Here is a 17,609-nt window from a genome sequence, read left to right on the forward strand (position 1 = left end):
AATGACCACCAGACGCCCATCATCACCCACAACAGCACAGATACTCCTCGTCGAGGACAACCCCGGCGACGTCCGCCTCACCAAGGAAGCGTTCAAACAGGGTCGCATCGAGAACGACCTGCACGTCGTCTCCGACGGCACGGAGGCACTCGAGTTCCTCCATCAGCAAAACGAGTACGGGGATGCGCCGCGACCGGATCTGATCCTGCTCGATCTTAACCTCCCGCGGACCGACGGCGAGGAGGTACTCGAGGAGCTCAAGGGAGATTCGGAACTGCGCTCGATTCCGGTGATCGTGCTGACGAGTTCGCGAGCAGAAGAGGACGTTGCGAAGTCCTACGAGCTGCACGCGAACGCGTATCTGACGAAGCCGGTGGACCCGGACGAGTTCATCGAGACGGTCCGAGCGTTCGAGAAGTTCTGGTTTTCCGTCGTTCGGCTACCTCCAGAGGGTGATCAGCCGTGAGCGGTGGTCAGCGCGGGAGTGGTGGTGACGGCGACGCAGAAACTGGGGCTAAACCGGAAGCGGAAACCGAAGCCGAATCCAAATCCGGACGAACGGATATCGAATCCGAGCGAACGGACTCCAAAACTGGGCAAACGGATACGGTAATCGAGCGAGAGTTCCGAGGCGTCAAACGCACCGACGGCGGCGAATCCACCGGCACTGGCGTTGCAGAGTCATCAGAGGAAGAGACCACACCGAGCCTTCGGATCCTCCTCATCGAGGACAACCCCGGCGACGCGCGCTTAATCGAGGAGATGTTACGCGGGACCGAGGAGCTCGCACAGCGGGTAAGCTCCGACGAGACAGCCGGTCGAACGCCCGAGATAACCCGTGCCAACCGACTCGAGGAGGGACTCGAGTTGTTCGAGCAGCGCTCGATCGACGTCGTTTTGCTCGACCTGAACCTCCCCGACAGCCAGGGACTCGAGACACTCGAGACGGTCTCCGATGCGAGCACCGCAACGCCGATCGTCGTCCTGACCGGGCTCCGCGACCAGCAGGTCGGCATTCAGGCGATCCAGCAGGGTGCCCAGGACTTCCTCGTCAAGGACGAGGTAACCAGCGAACTGCTCGTCAGAACGATCCACCACGCGATCGAACGTGCACGCCAGGAGCACGAACGCCGACGCCAGCGCGAGCAACTCGAGACGGTCAACCGGTTGAACGATATCGGGCACGACATCATCAATTCGGTGATCACGACCGAGACCCGCGCCGAGCTCGAACAGGCAGTCTGTGACCGCTTTACCGCGTCGGACGGTTACCGATTCGCCTGGGTCGGCGAAGTTAATCCGGGTCGCGACGATGTCGTCCCGAAGGCCGCCGCTGGCATCGAGGAGGGCTACCTCGAGGACGTCGAGATTAGCGTCGACGAGACCGACGCCGCCGGACAGGGGCCGTCCGGAACCGCGATCCGAACCGGCGAGGTACAGGTCGCAAACAGCATCGACTCCGATCCCGACTTCGAGCCGTGGCGCGAGGAAGCCACGACGCGAGGCTATCACTCCTCAGCCGCGGTTCCGATCATCCACGAGGACCTCATCTACGGCGTGTTGAACATCTACTCGAGTTCAACACGGGCGTTCACCTCGCCGGAAACCCAGATTCTTGCTCGGATTGGTGACACCGTCGCACACGCGATCACGGCGATCGAGCGCCGTGATGCACTCGTCAGTGACGCCGTCATCGAACTCGAGTTCAGACTCGAGGAGATGGTGCCCGAGCTGGTGGGCCTCTCCGAACGCGAGTCCGGCCACATTTCGATCAATCAGCTCGTCCGCGGCGATGAAACCCTGCTCGCCTACGGCTCGGCGACGGACATTGCACAGGAGGAGTTCGAAGAGACGGTCGAACGAATCGACGGCGTTAGCGATACCCGGTTCCTCTCGGCGCGACGAGACGAGTTCGAGTTCGAGTTCGTGATGCCCGCCGCGGCCTCGCTGTTCGAGGCGATCGCAACCCACGGCGGCCGTGTCGCCTCGGCGACGATCGCAGACGGCGAGTTCCGGTTCGTCGTCGAGCTTCCACGTGGCCGTGACACCCGCCAGATGATCGAACTCATCAAGGAACAGCGCCCGGACGCCACCTATCTCGCCCAGCGGACGACCGAGCGAAGCGATCGCAGCGGCTCGAGTCGTGGCTCGAGCGCAACGGCCGTCCTCGAACAGGACCTGACCGAGAAACAGCGAGCGGCACTCGAGACGGCCTACTTCGCGGGCTACTTCGAGTGGCCCCGGGAGAGCACTGGCGAGGATATCGCAGACCGGCTGGGGATCGCACCGGCGACGTTCAACCAGCACCTGCGGACGGCAGAACGGAAGTTCTTCGATTCGGTACTCGACGACCAGGAGCAGTGAGCAAGGCAGCCGCCGCTCAGTGGTCGGCCAGTCCGACCGCGTCGGCGAGTAGTTCGTGCGACCGACATACGTCGTCGTGATCTGCGATAAGATTCTGGACGATTACGTCGTCGACACCGACGCGGTCCGTCAGCGTCTCGAGGAGCGTGCCGACTGTTTCCGGGCTGCCGGAGAGCGCACGGGGCCACTCTCCAGACGGGATCGACTGCGGCGTCGGCTCCGGGACGCCGCCGAGTTCGTCGATCGCTTCCTCGACCGACGGCAGGGAGCCGACGACGCCGCGTTGCATGCGCTTGTACGATGCTTCGGCGCTCGCACGGAGCCGTGCAGCGTCCTCGTCGGTCTCGTCGCAGGCGACGTTCACCGCGAGCATTCCCTCCGGTTCGTCCAAGCCAGCGTCTGAGTCAGTTGGCTCGAAGTGCTCGTGGTAGGTCTCGAACGCTCGTTCGGCGAGGTTTGGACGGATGAACGCAGCAAAGCAGTATCGAAGCCCGAGTTCGCCCGCGATCTTCGCGCTGGAGGGACTCGAGCCGAGCACCCAGATCTCCGGTACGTCGCTTTCGGAGCGCGCGAGGGAGAGCTTCGAGTAGGGATGGTCTGCGCCGAACTCGTCGTAGAGGTGGGCGGCAGCCTCCTCGATCTTCTCGGCGTGGTCTTCGTCGGGGTTACGTTTCCGGCGCTCGGTACGGAGCGCGCGGTCGGCGGCGGGCATACCGGTGGCACGACCGAGGCCCAGGTCGATGCGGCCGGGGGCGAGGGCGTCGAGCGTGCTGAACGACTCGGCGACCTTGAACGGGCTGTAGTGGTTAAGCAGGACGGTGCCCGAGCCGACGCGGATCTCGTCGGTGTTCGCGGCCAAGTGGGCGATCAGGACTTCGGGCGTCGTGCTCGCGATCGAGTCGGCCATGCCGTGGTGTTCGGCGACCCAGAACCGCGAGTAGCCCAGTTCCTCGGCCAGTTGGGCGAGTTCGACCGTGTTCTCGTACGCTTCGGTTGCGCTCGCGCCGTCGGGGACGGGCGCGAGATCGACGATCGAGAGGTTCACGCAGTGTGCTCGGGACCGAAGGCCGAATAACGGCTCGCTTTGTGGACGTACGTGAGGTAGTTGCTGTTTTGCTGTCTGCTGTTGGTTGGTTAGGGGGCTCCGTTGCTGTCTGCTTTGGTAGTGGTAGGGTGCTCCGTGACAGGGCGTTCGCTCACCGGTCGAGTACTGACATCGTCAAAAGAGGTCGAAAACGTTGGTAGGCGCGCGTCACGCGCTTACGCGGCCCGTGGCTCGCCCGCCGTGGTCGTTTCTTCCATGTTGCGGCCGGTGATAGCCACGATGCCCATCGAGAGGCCGGTCATGAAGAGGCTGATACCGACGAGCAGGCCGATTGCCCAGGCTGCGTCCGCCGGGAAACCGACCCAGAGCAGACCGGCCAGAACGAGCGAGAGAACGCCGCTCGCGGCGACGGACATTCGGCCGGGCTGGTCGGCCATCCGCATCGACAGCCAGAGTTCAGCCACGCCATCGGCCAGCAGGTAGGCAATCGCGAGCAGCGTGAGGGTCACGAGCCCGATGACGGGGTTCGCGAGTACGAGCACACCCGCGACGACCGAGATGACGCCGAGTGCGAGTTGCCACATCGAGCCGCTCCACCCGCGTGCGGTGAAGGCGTGTGCGCCGTGGACGATCCCGCTCAGGACGAGCAGTGCGCCGATTACGAGGGTAACAGAAATGCCCGTCGCGAGCGGGAACGCGATCGCTAGCAGGCCGATGAGCCCGACGACAGCGCCGGCGATGGCCAGTGTTCGCCATCCGCGCTTGAGTGAGTAGCCGTGCGATTCGTGGTCAGCAGTTGCTGTGTTTGAGGACATAATCGTCTCCACAGAGACGTACGCAGTGTACGGAGATAACACATTTTCACAGTTTGACAGTAGGTCGCGGATATGGACCGGTCCGAAAGTCGGATACACTCAGGTTCTGGGGCCTCGAAGGCGCGCTGCGTGGTCTCAGACGGCACCATACTGTCTGTTCGGACATATCTCCCGTCGAATCACTTCAATTGTCATATCACCCTTCACAGACGATCCAGCGTGTGTTCGCACACACCTCGAAGTCACCCTGTTCTCCCGGCTCAGTCCGAACCACATAGCTGTGGCTCAGAGATGAACTCGAGTCGGTCGATCACAGCGACACAGTCAGGGCAGCAGGTGGCGTGCGTGTGAGCCTGTTGCGAATACTCACGGATTCGACCGCGCTGTGGAAGGGAGTGTCACTACGTTCGGAACGTGACGTTGCCCCGTTCCAACCGTTTGATATCGCTTGTCGTTACCGCAACCTGGTCGACGAATTGGCTGTTGAAATGACCCTCATTTCTTCTCGACACAATAGTTGAAATTTCTCCATGGAGGCTTCTCAGGTCATTAATGTCTTTGTCAGGAACATCCCCATTCTGCTCGATCATGTTGTTTATCTCCCGTTTCTTTTTCTCATATGGTCCAATAAGTTCGTTAATCCTGTTCAGATCCTCTGAAACGGGTTTGTTGTGTATGTAGAGGAAGGGATACGCAATGGCTGCCAGAGCAAGGGTAAGTAGTGCTGAACTGATGATTGACTGACTCAGTAGTGAGAATACGACAACGCCCGGAATGCCAAGAATGAGCAAGATAGAGACGGTGAGTCCATGTGGCGTGTAGTCTTCTGCCGGAAGGGGATCATTCTGACCCAGTGTACTGAGTTGAAGCGTTGTCGTTACTGTGGGATCGGTACTTCGATCTACCGTTACACCAGCGTTGTCGGCGACTGCAGAACCAGACCGAGACCGCTGGCGTGTCGTGGTCTCGTGACTAGAGCCATAGATGTCGTCCGCAATCCGCTGGAGGTTTTCATCAGCCGGACCGTCACTGATCTTCCACGTCTGCTTGGCTGTATTCGATGACGCGGAGGAGCGTGTTGACACGGCTGGTCGATCTGTGCGTGCCTTCTCTGTCATCGGCTGGACAAAATGATCATGGGCCTCGTTGTGGCATCGCCAACAGAGAGTTACTAAGTTCGAGGGATCATCACTGCCACCTTCACTTTTGTGATGTATGTGGTGTGAATGCAGTTCAGCGGGCCCGTATTGGCGTCCCCTCACCCCACACGATTGGCAGGTATAGTTGTCGCGATCTTTGACATACTCTGAGATATCGTCCCAATTATCGGCGTATTTTGCTCCCCACTCCTGACCCATCTCCCCAAGATACTATACAAATTCTCTTAAAGCCATCTTTGTTGATACCCCACTAGATGCGCTGGTAACTTCTCGGGCTCTACTCGCCGCTCATCTGGCAGTACTGGGGAATACGCGAACTGTTCGCTGCCTTTTTATGAATAAATCGAACCTATGATTAGCGTCATATTCAGCAAATATTTACTGTAGGCGAGTGAGCAGCGACTGTACTCACTATGCGTCGTCGCCCGTTCCTCGTGGCCGCATCGGCTACGACCGTTGGCCTCGCTGGCTGTACCTCCGCTCAGGAACGCCTCGGGGACGTACGCCGCAGTGCTCCAGAGCGTCGCGTTGAGGCGGACTGGCAACCCGGACCGGGCACGTGGGCTGAGGACGACTACGGCCCCGCAAACCGCCGGTACAACCCACACGCAACACCGCCACGGACCGAACCCGAAATCGACTGGCGATACGACCTCGAGGACCCGCTCGGTGATGGTTCACTCGTCGTCGCCAACGGAACAGTGTACGTCACGACGCAAGATCGACTAGTGGCGCTCGACGCCGCCGACGGGACGCGCCAGTGGGACTACGACCTCGACAGCGCTGCCAGGCTGAAATACGTCGATGGACGCCTCTACCAACTGCACTGGGGGCTTCAGGAATCGACCCTGGTAGCACGTTCGCCCACCGGAGACGAGCAATGGCGGGCTACCGTCCCGGACCAACTCACGGGCGTCCACGAACAGCGCGGCTACGTCTTCGTCGCCGGTCGAAACCGGTACTGGACGCTCCACGCAGACACTGGCGACATCGTCCGCGAACGCGAGCTATGGGTCCGAAATCTGGCGTCCGCCAACGGCATACTGTACGCGGCCTTCTCGGACCTGCTCGCCAGCTACGAGGCAGACGGTCGCACGCTCACAGAGCGGTGGCGCGTCCAGACCAAGCCCGCGGCCGAAGCAGGCCCGCCAACGATCGCGGACGAACAGCTCTACGTCCCCCAGTATCACCCTCCCGCCGATGCTGCTACCATCATCGTCTCCACCGTCGACGGCGAAACACAGCACAGCATCGAACTCGAGTACGGGTCGGTCGCGATCACTGCTGCCGAGAGCGGGCCGATCGTGTCGCCGGTCGCGACGAGCGGTGCTGCCCTCCTTGCACTGGAGCCTGACGGGAGCCGCCGGTGGAGCGCCGAGGTGAGTGGGGCTGCCGGCGCGATCGTCGCCGACGGGACAGTGTACGCTGGCTACCCGCTGACCGCGATGGATGCCGATTCCGGCGACCGTCTCTGGGAGTGGGGCGGAGGGAGGGATGGGGACGACGCGGTCGGAACTGCCCGATTTGCCGTTGCGGACTCGACACTGTACGCGTCGACGGCGGACAATCACATCGTCGCCTTGCGCGAGTGAGCAACCTCGGTCGACGGGGATCGCCACGGCAAATCGGGTGATTCGGGGCCTCAACGGAACCGAACTGTGCACTTGTTCATGAACTCCACTGCTGTTCGGTCTGATGAGGTGGTTGGCAGAATTCGCGGTTGTCTTTCGCTCGCCGGCACCGATCGCTATCCGGCAGCTAGCGGTTTGTCAAAACGGGCTACTCGAAGTGCGTCTACCCCTCACAGGCTATCGTGCGAGAGCCGAGTCACTTCTCCTTGATGACGACCTCGTCAGCGAAGGGGCCATCGAACCGACTATCGACTACTGATTCAGCCCGAACCGGTCGACCCCGATCCCGATCCCGATCTCGATCCCGGATCGGCAGCGAACTCGAGTAGCCCGATGGCAGCCACACAGTCAGGACACCAGACCCGGCTCGTGGCTTCGTAGTGGGCCGTCGCGTCGGGACCCGGACGCGTGGTGAGGCAAATCCAGTGATCGGTTTTGAGGATGCGGTCACAGCGGTAGCAGCGCGTCTCGGTTCGCACGTCGAGGTCGGCTGGCTCGTGGGAGGCCGACTCGAGTGGCGTCGACTCGTCGGCGTGCTCGTCGAACCGTGCAGTCATCGAGACCACCGTCGACGATCGGGGAGGAGACGGTCCGGAGTGGGTTCCTGCTCGGAACCGCACGGTTCTGTGCGCTGGCCGTGAGTCCGCTGGTCGTGAGTGCGCTGCTTGGGAGCGATACCTGTGTCTGTGTCTGTGTCTATACCTGTGCGTCGTGCGAGACCTTTTTGTCTCGGTAGGAGTAACGGAAACATGGCAACCATTGCGTGCCGCGATGGAAGCCACGTCTCGGGTGTTACAGCACCCGGGGCATTTCGTACGCATGCCCCCGCGCATTCGTTTTGGTGGCTTCCGTTGTGACAGTTAGTTAAGGATAGTAATATAATTACTGGAATTTCCGTGAAGAAAGAGGGTCGAACGTCACCGTACTCCTCTGTGGGCCGGGTTAGTTCGTCAGTTGTAGTGGTTAGTATCGGATACGGGGGAGAGCATTAGTATTATGATATAACGGTTGTTGAAAGATGGCCTGCTGAATACAGAGACTAAATTCAGCAGCGAAAATCTCTCTTTTGCGTGTTTATCGAAGGCTGTTCAGTGTCGTTAGAGCAGCCACTGCTGAGAGGGCCGTGTTGTGATAGCGCCATCAGTCGTGATTTAGTGCTCGGCTCATATATTCTGCATATGGCTCAGCAGACGGATATCCAGGAGACGATTGCGATGGCTTCGGAGCCGTCGGATCCGTTCACAGACTTGCCACTGAGAAAGTGGCGTGATGTGTTCTTCACACTCCCGGAAGAGGTACAAGAACACCTCATCGGAGACATGCATCGGTCTGCATTGGAGATGTTTATCGACGGTCTCGATCCGGACGAGGTGACGGACGTTCTCGGGTACACTGACGAGGAAACACGTGAGGCGCTACTCACGACGCTCGATAGTGAACGCCGCGAGAAAATCGACTTCCTACTCTCGTTTGACCCTGAAAGTGCAGCCGGGGTAATGAGCCTCGATTACGTCACCGTTGATGAAACGCGGGACTTCCCAGAAGTGACCGAACGCGTTTGTCGGTTCGAAGAGAGAAGGGGACGTGTTCCGACGATTTTCGTTACTGACGATGGGGAATTACAAGGCGAACTCCCTGGTGCAGCACTGTCCGTGGCCGATCCTGAAACCGAGACGATCAGCGACTACGTTCAAGAGACACCGCATGTCCGGTACGACCGCGACGACGAAGAGGTCCTCGAGGTATTCAGGCAAAACCGCGAGCGTTCCGTTGCCGTCCTCGATGAAGAAGAAGACATCCTCGGAGTGATTCATGCCGAGGACTTGTTGCGGCTACTCGAAGACGCGCGGGGGCAAACGCTCTACGAGTTCACCGGGGTCGCTGAAGAAGAGAGTGTTCTCGATGGTCCAGGTACCAAGGTACGGCGACGATACAAGTGGTTAATTCTCAACCTCGGAACGGCGTTTATGGCTGCAGCGGTGGTTGGGTTGTTCGAGTCAACCATCGCTGCTGTCGCCATCTTGGCAGCATACATGCCGGTCGTCGCCGGGATGGGCGGAAATGCTGGCACACAGGCGATGGCGGTCACGGTTCGTGGAATTTCACTCGATGAGGTGTCACTCAACACCGGCAAGCGTGTCATCTTCAACGAAGTCGTTGCCGGTGCCGTCAATGGAATTATTACCGGTGTGCTTGTCGCCGTTATCGCTATCGCCTTTTCATTCGGCGAATTTGGTCTCTTACTCGGGGCCGTTATTGGCATCTCAATGGTCGCAAATCTCGTGATTGCAGGCTTTTTCGGCGCTATTACGCCGCTGTTACTCGATCGGGTGGGATTCGATCCAGCCACGTCTGCGACGATCTTCATCACTACGGCGACCGACGTGCTAGGCTTTTTCGTCTTCCTCGGATTGGCCCAGGCGATCCTGTTGTAAGTGCCACCGGTACACTTCTGTCGCTAGATGTGCTTGACTACGCTGGTAACACCAATCTGACTGCCCTCTATGCGAGATCTGCTCCCTGTATTCAGCACGCTTCCAGGAACAGTACGTGGAACTCACAGAAATGGCGTTGCTCGAGAAGCACACGTTGTGCACGACAACTCACAGAAACAACTACCCGATGAATCGAGCTGCAACAGAACCGTCCGTTCGAGAGAGGTTCAGCCCCCTGCCTACCAGACGAACACCACGGACTACTTCTCTTCGACGTGGCGAATCTCAGCCGCAATCCCGCGCGAACTCTCCGCCATCTCGCGGCCGAACATCTCGGCGCGGCCGACGCCGAACGCCTTCGGCCCCTCGACGACGACCTCGTCTCCCACGCGAATCTCCTCGTCGGCCTCGACCACCCCCGGCGCGAGCACGCTCCCGTGGGGAACGAAGCCGTCGATTTCGACACGCTTGACCGGTGCGTCGCTGTCGACCCAGCGGCGTGCGCCTGCGAGTGTGAACGAGAGCGTGCCGTACTGGGGCACCATCGTCGCCAGTTGCGTGTCCTCGCGGTCGCGGACCTGAATCTTCGGGTAGCGGCTGGTCGTCTGGATATCCTCGAAGAGGTCGTCGCCGGCACCGTCGCCGAGCAGGTAGTCCGCGATAGCGCGGACGGTGTTGTGCTCGCGCTCGCGTTTGGAGTACTTGAGTTCGCCCGACAGCGCCTCGCTCAGGTTCGCGAGGGACTCGTCGTCGGTCGGGTGCTCGTCGACGGTGTAGGTGATGTCGAGATCCAGCTCCTCTTCGACGCGGCCGACGATGTCGCGGTACCCCTCGTTGGGGACGTGGGCGATGATCTTCGGGTACTCGTTGCGCTCGAGATACCGCCTGAGTACCTCGCTCACGAACTGCTTTTCGTCCTCGGACCAGCGACCCGTGACCACGGTGTCGTAGTGCTGGGCTGGGTAGGTCGTCTCGAGTTCCTGCGGGACGACGCCGATGGGGCTCGTCATCGAGACGAGGTGGGCGCGCCACTGGATGGCGTCGTGGAACTGGCGGTGGCTCTGGGACTCGCTGTAGGGTTTGGCCGCCGAGCAGGGGACAAGCACAAGCGGGTTCTTGAATCGGTTTTGGTACCGCGTCGTAACCCGGTCGGCGTAGCGCTGGATCTCGACGCGGCGGAGGGTGTCCTCGGTCGCGGCGTCGATCTGTGCGTCTCGGAGGATCGGCGTCCGTTCCGCCAGGTAGCCCCACTGCGAGTCGAGTTCGCGCATTGCGGCGGTGAGCCACTGATCCTGTCGGGCCTGGCCCTCGACGTAGTCACGCAGGCGGCCATCACGAATCCGTCGGCGGACGATGCCGAGTTCCGCCTCCAGGGCGTTGACGTTGTGGTCGACGCAGTCTTCGCGGGTGAACGCCTCGCGGGGCTGCTGGCAGGCCGGACAGGAGCACGGCAACTCTTCCAGATCTTCGAGGAAATAGGCCTCGTCGGTGGTCAGGTACCGGCCCTCAGTTCCCTTCACGATGGCCGCGGTTCGGTCGAACAGGTCGACGCCGGCGTATGCTAACAGCGCGACGTTTCGCGGCGTCGCGACACCCGAAAAGAACAGCGCGGTGTCGGTCGGAATCTCCTCGCGAACGTTGACGACGGCCTCGACGAGTCCCGCACCGTGGCCGGTGAACGACTGCACGTCAGACACTGCGTAGGCATCCGTCCCGTGGTCGTCGACATGGTCACTCGAGACGACTGCCACACTGGGAAACTCGACGTCCGGATAGTCGACGGCGAACGATTCCTGCACCTCGTCGGCCGTCCCGCCCGGGAACGACCGGTGCGGGAGCACCGTCAGTGCGGAGTCGTCGCCGTCCGGGAACTCGCGCTCTGCCGACCAGAGTGAGCCCGCGTCCTCGAGTACGTCGTCGACGAGCGCGGGTGTCGTTTGGGGTGGGGTTCGGTCGGGAGCAGCGTCGGGGTTCGAATCGGTGTCCGAATCAGCATCGCCAGCGACGGCCTCGAAATCGAGGCGCAGCTCGCCCACGCGCGCGGCCCCGTCGCGCTCGTGGACTTCGAAGTACTCGGTCATACCAGAACTGGGTGGGGGAGCGCGAAAGAGGCTGTCGGTGTGGATCGCAGCGTCCGTGTCGTGTTCGCGTGCCGGACAGAGTCATTATCACAGTTCGCTCGAAAGGAGGGTCATGGTACTCGAACTCTCCGAGTCAGCGCTCGGAGTGGCGCTCGCAGTCGTCGGCGCGCTGGCGTTTGCTGGCCAGTTCCTTTGCGTGCGCCTGGGCGTCGACGACGGCGATGTCACCGACGCGGTGCTCGTCGTCTTGCTGTGTAACGTCGTCCTCGTCGGTCTCCCCATGCTTGTTCTCTACCCGCCGCCGTACACGGGGCTGTACACCCCAACCTCGCTCGCGTCGTTTGCTGGGGCCGGCCTCGTCGGGATGTTCGTCGCGCGACTGCTCATGTTCAAGAGCACGGACGAGATCGGTGCGAGCCTGACCTCGCCGATCGTGGCCTCAAACGTGCTTTTCGCGACGGTGTTCGCCATCGTGCTACTCGATGAACGACTCACGCTGATTCACCTCCTCGGCATCGTGCTGGTCGTCGTCGGCCTGGCCGTCGTCTCCTGGGAAACCGCCGCGACGACGGCACGCGAGCGGTCGCTCCGGGAAACCGGTATCACCCTCCTGTTGCCACTCGGAGCCGCGGTCTGTATCGGACTCGAGCCGATCTTCGTCTCCGTCGGCCTGTCTGAGGGGACGGCGATCCTCCCGGGTTTGGTCGCCATGGCTGGTTCGGCGACAGTCGGATTCGTGAGCTACCAGCTCTGGACCGGCTCACTTCGCCGAATCCCGATTCGCGAACGGGCTACGTTCTGGTACGTTGCCGCCGGCGTCTCGACGACTATCGCCTTCGTCGCGTACTTCGCGGCACTCGAGATCGCGCCCGTCGTGGTAGTCATGCCACTGTTGCAGCTCACGCCGTTGTTCGTCGTCGTGCTCTCTGCACTCTTCTTGCCGACGCGACTCGAGCACGTCAGCTGGCGCGTCGGTGTGGCTGCAGTAATCGTCGTGCTGGGGGCGTCGTTCGTGTCTATTTCGGGCTAACGGCGAGAGTGCAGGCCGGAGAGACCGCGATCAGCTCACGTAGGTTGCCGTCGCCGACGTGTGTCCGCGGTTGAACGAGAGAATAGAGATCCGGATCACGTCCGTCGGTTCGTAGTGACTCGGCACGTCCTCGACGAAGATTACGAAGCCTTCGACCTTGCAGACGGCCTGGCGCTCGCCCGTGTGGTGTTCGGTGAACTCCTGAATTGCGACCTCGTGTTCCTCGCCGACGTCGACCGGTGGGTCGCGCCCCTGGGCCTCTTGGTGGCTTTCCAGAGACTCGCGCTGCTCATCGGAGAGCGGTGAGCCGCGCACACGGCGGATAAGCCACGACGCGAACAGTATCATCACGAATACCCCGAGGACGAGCGACGCTGGTCCGAGCATACTGCCTACTGGCTCGCGCTCACACCTTTGTTGTTTCTGATGACGATGGTGATTCTGCTGACGATGGTCATTCTGCTCTCGATGGTGGGATGGCCAGGACGGCAGCTATCGCGTGCTGGCTACAACAGCAGCCATCGCGTGCAGTGTGTCACTCACGCCCTTTCGTGAATCATACCAGACCGGATTTACAGTACTGCTGCTAACTTCGCGTATGAACGGATGGAATCGGTCAGCAGGCACCGACCGACGGACGACACGCCGAACGGTCCTCGCAGGGGCGACGACGGCCGCTCTCGGTCTGGCAGCCGGCTGTCTCAGCGACGACGACGCAGAACCAGCGCCCGATCCAGTCAGTATCGACAGCGAACAGAGCTGTGACAACTGTACGATGGGGATCGGAAACCAGCCGGGGCCCGCAGGCCAGCTCCACTACGAGGATCCCACCACGGTGCTCGATGGGGACGACCGACCGGCCCACTTCTGTAGCTCGCTGTGCACGTACACCTTTGCGTTCGACCACGAAGACACCGCAACGCCCGAGGTGACGTACCTGACTGACTACGCCGCCGTCGACTACGAGGTCGACGAGAGCAGCGACAGCGACAACTACGTCCTCAATCGTCACCTCGACGCCGACGCGTTCGCAGCGGCGACCGGACTCGAGTTGGTCGTCGACAGCGATGTCGAGGGCGCGATGGGTGGGTCGATCGTTGCGTTTAGCGATGGTGACGACGCGACTGCGTTCAGCGACGAGTACGGCGGCGAGCAGTACGAGCACGAGGACGTGACCCAGGAGCTCGTCATGTCTTTGATGTGAAAGGTCGAAACAGAGGCCGACACGACAGTTCTCAGCGGTTTAGTACCCAACTCGCGAGCGCAAGCGAGCCGACAGTCCAGCCGACCAATCCGAGCACACTCGCCAGCGGTGAGGCGACTGCCGGACCGGTGCCGGCCGCGACGACCACTACAGTATCGAAAACCAGCCCACGAAAGGCGCTGAGCGGACTGAGCGCGAGCGAGTGGACGAGCGCGCCATCGCCGATCAACCCGGACGTAAAGCCGTAGACGAGCAGCAAGTCGAGACCGACCAGCAGTACGACGAGTGCGACGACCGCAAGTGCGAGCGCACTCCGCGTAGCGCTTACCGCCGCCGAAATCGCAATCGCAACGGCGAGCACCGCCATCGCGAACAGCGCCGTCAGCACGACGAACCTGACGAACAGGAGCGGCGAGTCGACACCCGCGTGGCTAGCATAGATCAGTATCCGATCCTCTTCGGCCACGGCGACAGCCACCGCGACGAGCACCAGCGGGACGACGATCGCCACGAGGAGTCCGATCAGCCGTCCCACGTAAACGCCGAGGACGATCGACCGGTTCGAGACAGGGTACGTCTCGAGAACGTCGAGTTCACCGCGCTGTTCGTCGGCGAGCACGGCACGGTAGCCGAACGCGACGGCGACGACGGGAACGAGTAACTCGAGTGGCGTCAGGAGATCGACGGCGGTTGGGACGAACCCGGCCCGGATTCCGCCGCCGGTCCAGGCGACGCCGAGGACGACGGCGGTGAGTGCGAGGGCGAGGACGTAGAACGTTCGTGTTCGGGCGACCGTTCGGAGTTCGCGCGCGATGATGGTTTTGAGGATGTGTTTCGTTTGGGGGTGGGTGGTGGTGTTGGTGCTGGTGTTGGTGTTGGTACTGTCGGTGCTGGAACTGGTGGTTTCTCGGCTCTGTGCTTGCGTTTGTGCCTGCGTCCGATTCTCGTCGCTCATGTCGACTCACCCTGGACGGTAACCGTGTCAGTGTCGCCGCCGGTCGCGTTCCGGTAGACATCCCACAGCGAGTCTGCGTCTAGGCGGCGCTGCAGGTCGACAGTCGAGCCGCGCTGGATAATCTGTCCGTCGTCTAAGAGCAACACGTCGTCGGCGACCCGTTCGACCAGTTCGAGATCGTGCGAACTCAGGAGGACTGCCATCCCGTCTGCGGCGAGCTCCGCCGCAACGTCGAACACGTGCATACTCATTCCCGGATCGAGCCCGCTTCCGGGTTCGTCGAGGATGACGACGGGCGGATCACCGATGGTTGCCTGTGCGATGCCGAGCAGGCGCGTCATCCCGCCCGAGAGCGCGTCGACCGGTCGCGAGGCCGCGTCGGCGAGGCCGACTCGGTCGAGGTGTGCTTGCGCCGTTGGCACCGGGTTGGGTGCACCGACGAGCGACGCATAGAACCGGACCGTCTCGATGACGGTGAACCCGGGCCGGAACGACGGCTGCTGGGGAAGGTAGCCAATCTGGCGCGCCGTATCAGGGCCGTGGTAGGCGACCGTTCCCGCGGTCGGCTCGTGAAGACCCGCTAACGCGCGGATCAGCGTCGTCTTTCCCGAGCCGTTCGGTCCGATCAGCGCCGTGACCGTCCCCGGCCGGAGCGAGACTGAGACATCCTCGAGAACGGAGACCGCTCCGTACTCGTGGTCGAGTCCCGTCGCCTCGAGGATGGGTGTCTGTGTTGACTCGGATTCACAACCCGAACCCGATGCCGTCTCCCGTTCGGTGTGCAGTTCAGTGGCCGGCTCTTCGTTCGGGGCCGGCCCTGATTCTGGTTCTGACTTTGATTCTGATTCAGGCACCGATTCTGCTGGCGATACCGAAGCGTGCGGCGATGATCGCGACGGTGTCGAGTGCGATGAGTCGTCAGTCATTGGTCGAAGTGGGTGCGTCAACGCACGACCAGGCGGAATCGGCCCAGTCGGTTCGGTCGAGTAATTCCGGATTGTTCGGCTCACAGGTCGGCGTTTGATCGACGATGCTCCCCGTCCGCATGCCCGGAACCGAGCCCTCGAGTCCGGCAAGCGCCTGCAGTGCCGGCGCTCGGACGAGCGTCTGTGTGCCGTCGGTGCGGTGGAGTCGTTCGTCGACTGCATCGGTCGGCGTGTACGAGCGGTCTGCGTGGGTGCCGTCGGCATCGCCCGCGATTGCTGCCCCACCCTGCCAGTAGTTGCCGCTCTCGCCGTCGCTCCAGAGACGAAGCGGGCCGGACGTGGTCGTCGCGTGCTCGTCGTTCTCCACGAAGTCGTTGCCGACGACACGGTTCGTCGGGAGCATCGACGTCACGTCCGCACCAACGGCGTTGCCGGCGAGGACGTTGCCCTCGTAGAACGAGGTGGTCGTCTCTACGTGGAGGCCGCGTTCGTTGTCGGCGGCAACGTTCGATGCGACGTACGTCTCGCTGCCGCCGATACTGAACCCGGTGTCGCTGTCGCGAACGTCGTTTTCGACGATCGCGTTCCGTTCGGGGCCGGTCATCACGTCGACGCCAGCGACAAGATGGTCGCGGAGTTCGTTCCCGTGGATCAGCGTGTCACTCGTGTGCATCAGGTGGACGCCGATTTCGTTGCCGCCAACCTCGTTCGACCGGAGAATCGTGTCCGGTGAGCGATAGAGATAGATGCCGTTTTTCCCGCCTAGCACGGTCGAGTCCTCGACGACGCTCGACGACTGAAACAGCAAGATACCGGCGAGACCATCAGACGCGTCTTCGGGACCCGTAACCGAGACGTTCCGGACGACAGCATCCGTGCTGTCGTAGCCGATTACCCCGCTCGCCGGCGTCTCAACTTCGACATCCTCGACGAGGAGGTTGTCAGCACCGTAGGCACCGATTCCGGCGTCCGTACCGGCGTAGTACGTCGTAAATGTCGCGTCCCACTCGTCCTCGTCGATGTCGACGGGGAGGTCCTCACCACCCTGCGTCTGATTGCCGACGCCAGTAATCGCGAGGTTCTGGATTCCGATGTTCCCCTCCGTGACAGTGATAACAGTGCTGTTGTCGTCACCGCGAATCGTCACCTCACCCTCGCCGGCCAACGTGATCGGCCGGTCGATTTCGAGTGTCTCCTCGTAGCTCCCTTCCGCAACAACGACGGTCGTGTTCGCCGGTGCCTGGTCGATCGCCTCCTGAATCGTCTCCGTCTCCTCGCCCGCGACGATCGACGGCGGCCGGTCGGCGAACGAATCAACCGCCTCGAGTCGGTCGTCGGCCAGCTGGTGCTGGCCGTCGACACGATCGCGAGCGACCGTCGCATCGTCTCGGTCGAACGACTGCTCGAGTACCGACTCCCAGTCGGAGACGCTGCCGCCGTGGTCGCCAGCGAACGCCTCGGCATCTTCGCGCTCGCTGAACGGGACAACGGTGTCGCCGGCCGGCGTCTGCGCGTCGCTGTCGACGACGAACCACGCGGTCTCGGCGTCGGTCCAGCCGGGTGACTGCTCGAGAATCGGGTAGTCCTCATCGCTCAGCTCGAGTGCGGTGTCGCTGTAGTCGGAGACGTACACCGTCAGCGGGTGGCCGAACTGCTGTTCGTGGCCGGCCTGCTGGCGCTCGCTGACGAAGGTCTCGACGCCGTAGTAGCCGACGACGTACTGGTATTGCGAGTAGAACACCTGTGCTTGCGGGAGGGCGACAGCGTCATCGAGACCGCGCTCGTCCTCGAGCGTGAGTCCAACGGGGACGGTGTCATCGAACTCCGCGGATGGTGGTGTCGTCGAGCCGGCGTCGACGACGAAGAGGCCGGCGAGGCCGATGAGGAGCACGGCTCCGACGACGAGCAGTAGCCCAAAGCGTAGCCTGTTCCGGGAACGGGCGCGCACAGCGGACGTTTGTAC

Annotated in this window: 15 protein-coding genes and 1 pseudogene; 6 read left to right on the forward strand and 10 right to left on the reverse strand. The window is 62.0% G+C overall.

Going from position 1 to position 17,609, the window contains the following annotated elements; translation table 11 throughout:
* The first annotated feature begins 1 nt into the window (after position 1).
* Together BBD46_RS15480 and BBD46_RS15485 are read left to right on the forward strand one after the other, a co-directional pair.
* Entirely contained in the window at positions 2-466 is a 465-nt protein-coding gene (locus BBD46_RS15480; RefSeq protein WP_071402599.1) for a response regulator, read from the forward strand.
* 248 nt (positions 467-714) lie between these two features.
* Entirely contained in the window at positions 715-2,364 is a 1,650-nt protein-coding gene (locus tag BBD46_RS15485; protein WP_071402710.1) for a bacterio-opsin activator domain-containing protein, read from the forward strand.
* Between the two features lie 16 nt (positions 2,365-2,380).
* Here the strand turns inward: BBD46_RS15485 and BBD46_RS15490 are convergent, their stop codons facing one another.
* The 4 genes and pseudogenes from BBD46_RS15490 to BBD46_RS23560 all read right to left on the reverse strand — a co-directional run.
* Positions 2,381-3,409, reverse strand: a complete 1,029-nt coding sequence (locus tag BBD46_RS15490) for an LLM class flavin-dependent oxidoreductase (RefSeq protein WP_071402600.1) — start codon at positions 3,407-3,409, stop codon at positions 2,381-2,383.
* A 215-nt stretch (positions 3,410-3,624) separates the two neighbouring features.
* Entirely contained in the window at positions 3,625-4,224 is a 600-nt protein-coding gene (locus BBD46_RS15495; protein ID WP_071402711.1) for an HdeD family acid-resistance protein, read from the reverse strand.
* Positions 4,225-4,625: 401 nt separating this feature from the next.
* The gene (locus BBD46_RS15500) at positions 4,626-5,342 is read right to left on the reverse strand and encodes a hypothetical protein (protein WP_071402601.1); all 717 of its coding nucleotides are present in this window, start codon (positions 5,340-5,342) and stop codon (positions 4,626-4,628) included.
* A gap of 9 nt (positions 5,343-5,351) precedes the next feature.
* A pseudogene (locus BBD46_RS23560) lies at positions 5,352-5,582 on the reverse strand (HNH endonuclease); the annotation flags it as partial.
* Between the two features lie 215 nt (positions 5,583-5,797).
* Here BBD46_RS23560 and BBD46_RS15505 point away from each other — a divergent pair.
* Positions 5,798-6,976 carry a PQQ-binding-like beta-propeller repeat protein gene (locus BBD46_RS15505; RefSeq protein WP_071402602.1) on the forward strand — a complete coding sequence of 393 codons (1,179 nt, stop codon included), beginning with the start codon at positions 5,798-5,800 and terminating at the stop codon, positions 6,974-6,976.
* Between the two features lie 299 nt (positions 6,977-7,275).
* Here the strand turns inward: BBD46_RS15505 and BBD46_RS15515 are convergent, their stop codons facing one another.
* Positions 7,276-7,572, reverse strand: coding sequence for a hypothetical protein (locus BBD46_RS15515; protein ID WP_071402604.1), 297 nt, complete (start codon positions 7,570-7,572; stop codon positions 7,276-7,278).
* Between the two features lie 621 nt (positions 7,573-8,193).
* Between BBD46_RS15515 and BBD46_RS15520 the strand changes: the two genes are divergently transcribed.
* Positions 8,194-9,450: a magnesium transporter gene (locus BBD46_RS15520; RefSeq protein WP_071402605.1), complete on the forward strand. Its 1,257-nt coding sequence runs from the start codon at positions 8,194-8,196 to the stop codon at positions 9,448-9,450.
* Between the two features lie 260 nt (positions 9,451-9,710).
* Here BBD46_RS15520 and arcS read toward each other — a convergent pair whose 3' ends face one another.
* Positions 9,711-11,531: an archaeosine synthase subunit alpha gene (gene arcS, locus BBD46_RS15525; RefSeq protein WP_071402606.1), complete on the reverse strand. Its 1,821-nt coding sequence runs from the start codon at positions 11,529-11,531 to the stop codon at positions 9,711-9,713.
* A 112-nt stretch (positions 11,532-11,643) separates the two neighbouring features.
* On the opposite strand from arcS, the gene BBD46_RS15530 reads away from it, so the two are divergent.
* Complete coding sequence (locus BBD46_RS15530; protein WP_071402607.1) at positions 11,644-12,561, forward strand: EamA family transporter; 918 nt, start codon at positions 11,644-11,646, stop codon at positions 12,559-12,561.
* Positions 12,562-12,591: 30 nt separating this feature from the next.
* Here the strand turns inward: BBD46_RS15530 and BBD46_RS15535 are convergent, their stop codons facing one another.
* A complete protein-coding gene (locus BBD46_RS15535) occupies positions 12,592-12,948 on the reverse strand; it encodes a TRAM domain-containing protein (RefSeq protein ID WP_071402608.1) in 357 nt (118 codons plus the stop codon).
* 211 nt (positions 12,949-13,159) lie between these two features.
* Here BBD46_RS15535 and BBD46_RS15540 point away from each other — a divergent pair, with 211 nt between their 5' ends.
* Positions 13,160-13,765 (forward strand): nitrous oxide reductase accessory protein NosL, encoded by a 606-nt coding sequence (locus BBD46_RS15540; protein ID WP_071402609.1) that lies wholly within the window; start codon positions 13,160-13,162, stop codon positions 13,763-13,765.
* 31 nt (positions 13,766-13,796) lie between these two features.
* Here BBD46_RS15540 and BBD46_RS15545 read toward each other — a convergent pair whose 3' ends face one another.
* The 3 genes from BBD46_RS15545 to BBD46_RS15555 are packed head-to-tail and all read right to left on the reverse strand — an operon-like array spanning position 13,797 to position 17,594.
* Positions 13,797-14,720 (reverse strand): ABC transporter permease, encoded by a 924-nt coding sequence (locus BBD46_RS15545; RefSeq protein ID WP_071402610.1) that lies wholly within the window; start codon positions 14,718-14,720, stop codon positions 13,797-13,799.
* Positions 14,717-15,646 carry an ABC transporter ATP-binding protein gene (locus BBD46_RS15550; RefSeq protein WP_071402611.1) on the reverse strand — a complete coding sequence of 310 codons (930 nt, stop codon included), beginning with the start codon at positions 15,644-15,646 and terminating at the stop codon, positions 14,717-14,719. The genes BBD46_RS15545 and BBD46_RS15550 overlap by 4 nt, the downstream gene beginning before the upstream one ends.
* Entirely contained in the window at positions 15,639-17,594 is a 1,956-nt protein-coding gene (locus tag BBD46_RS15555) for a NosD domain-containing protein (RefSeq protein WP_071402612.1), read from the reverse strand. Before BBD46_RS15555 ends, BBD46_RS15550 begins: the two co-directional genes overlap by 8 nt.
* Positions 17,595-17,609 lie beyond the last annotated feature (15 nt).

This window comes from Natrialba sp. SSL1 (assembly GCF_001861355.1).
Classification (GTDB): domain Archaea; phylum Halobacteriota; class Halobacteria; order Halobacteriales; family Natrialbaceae; genus Natrialba.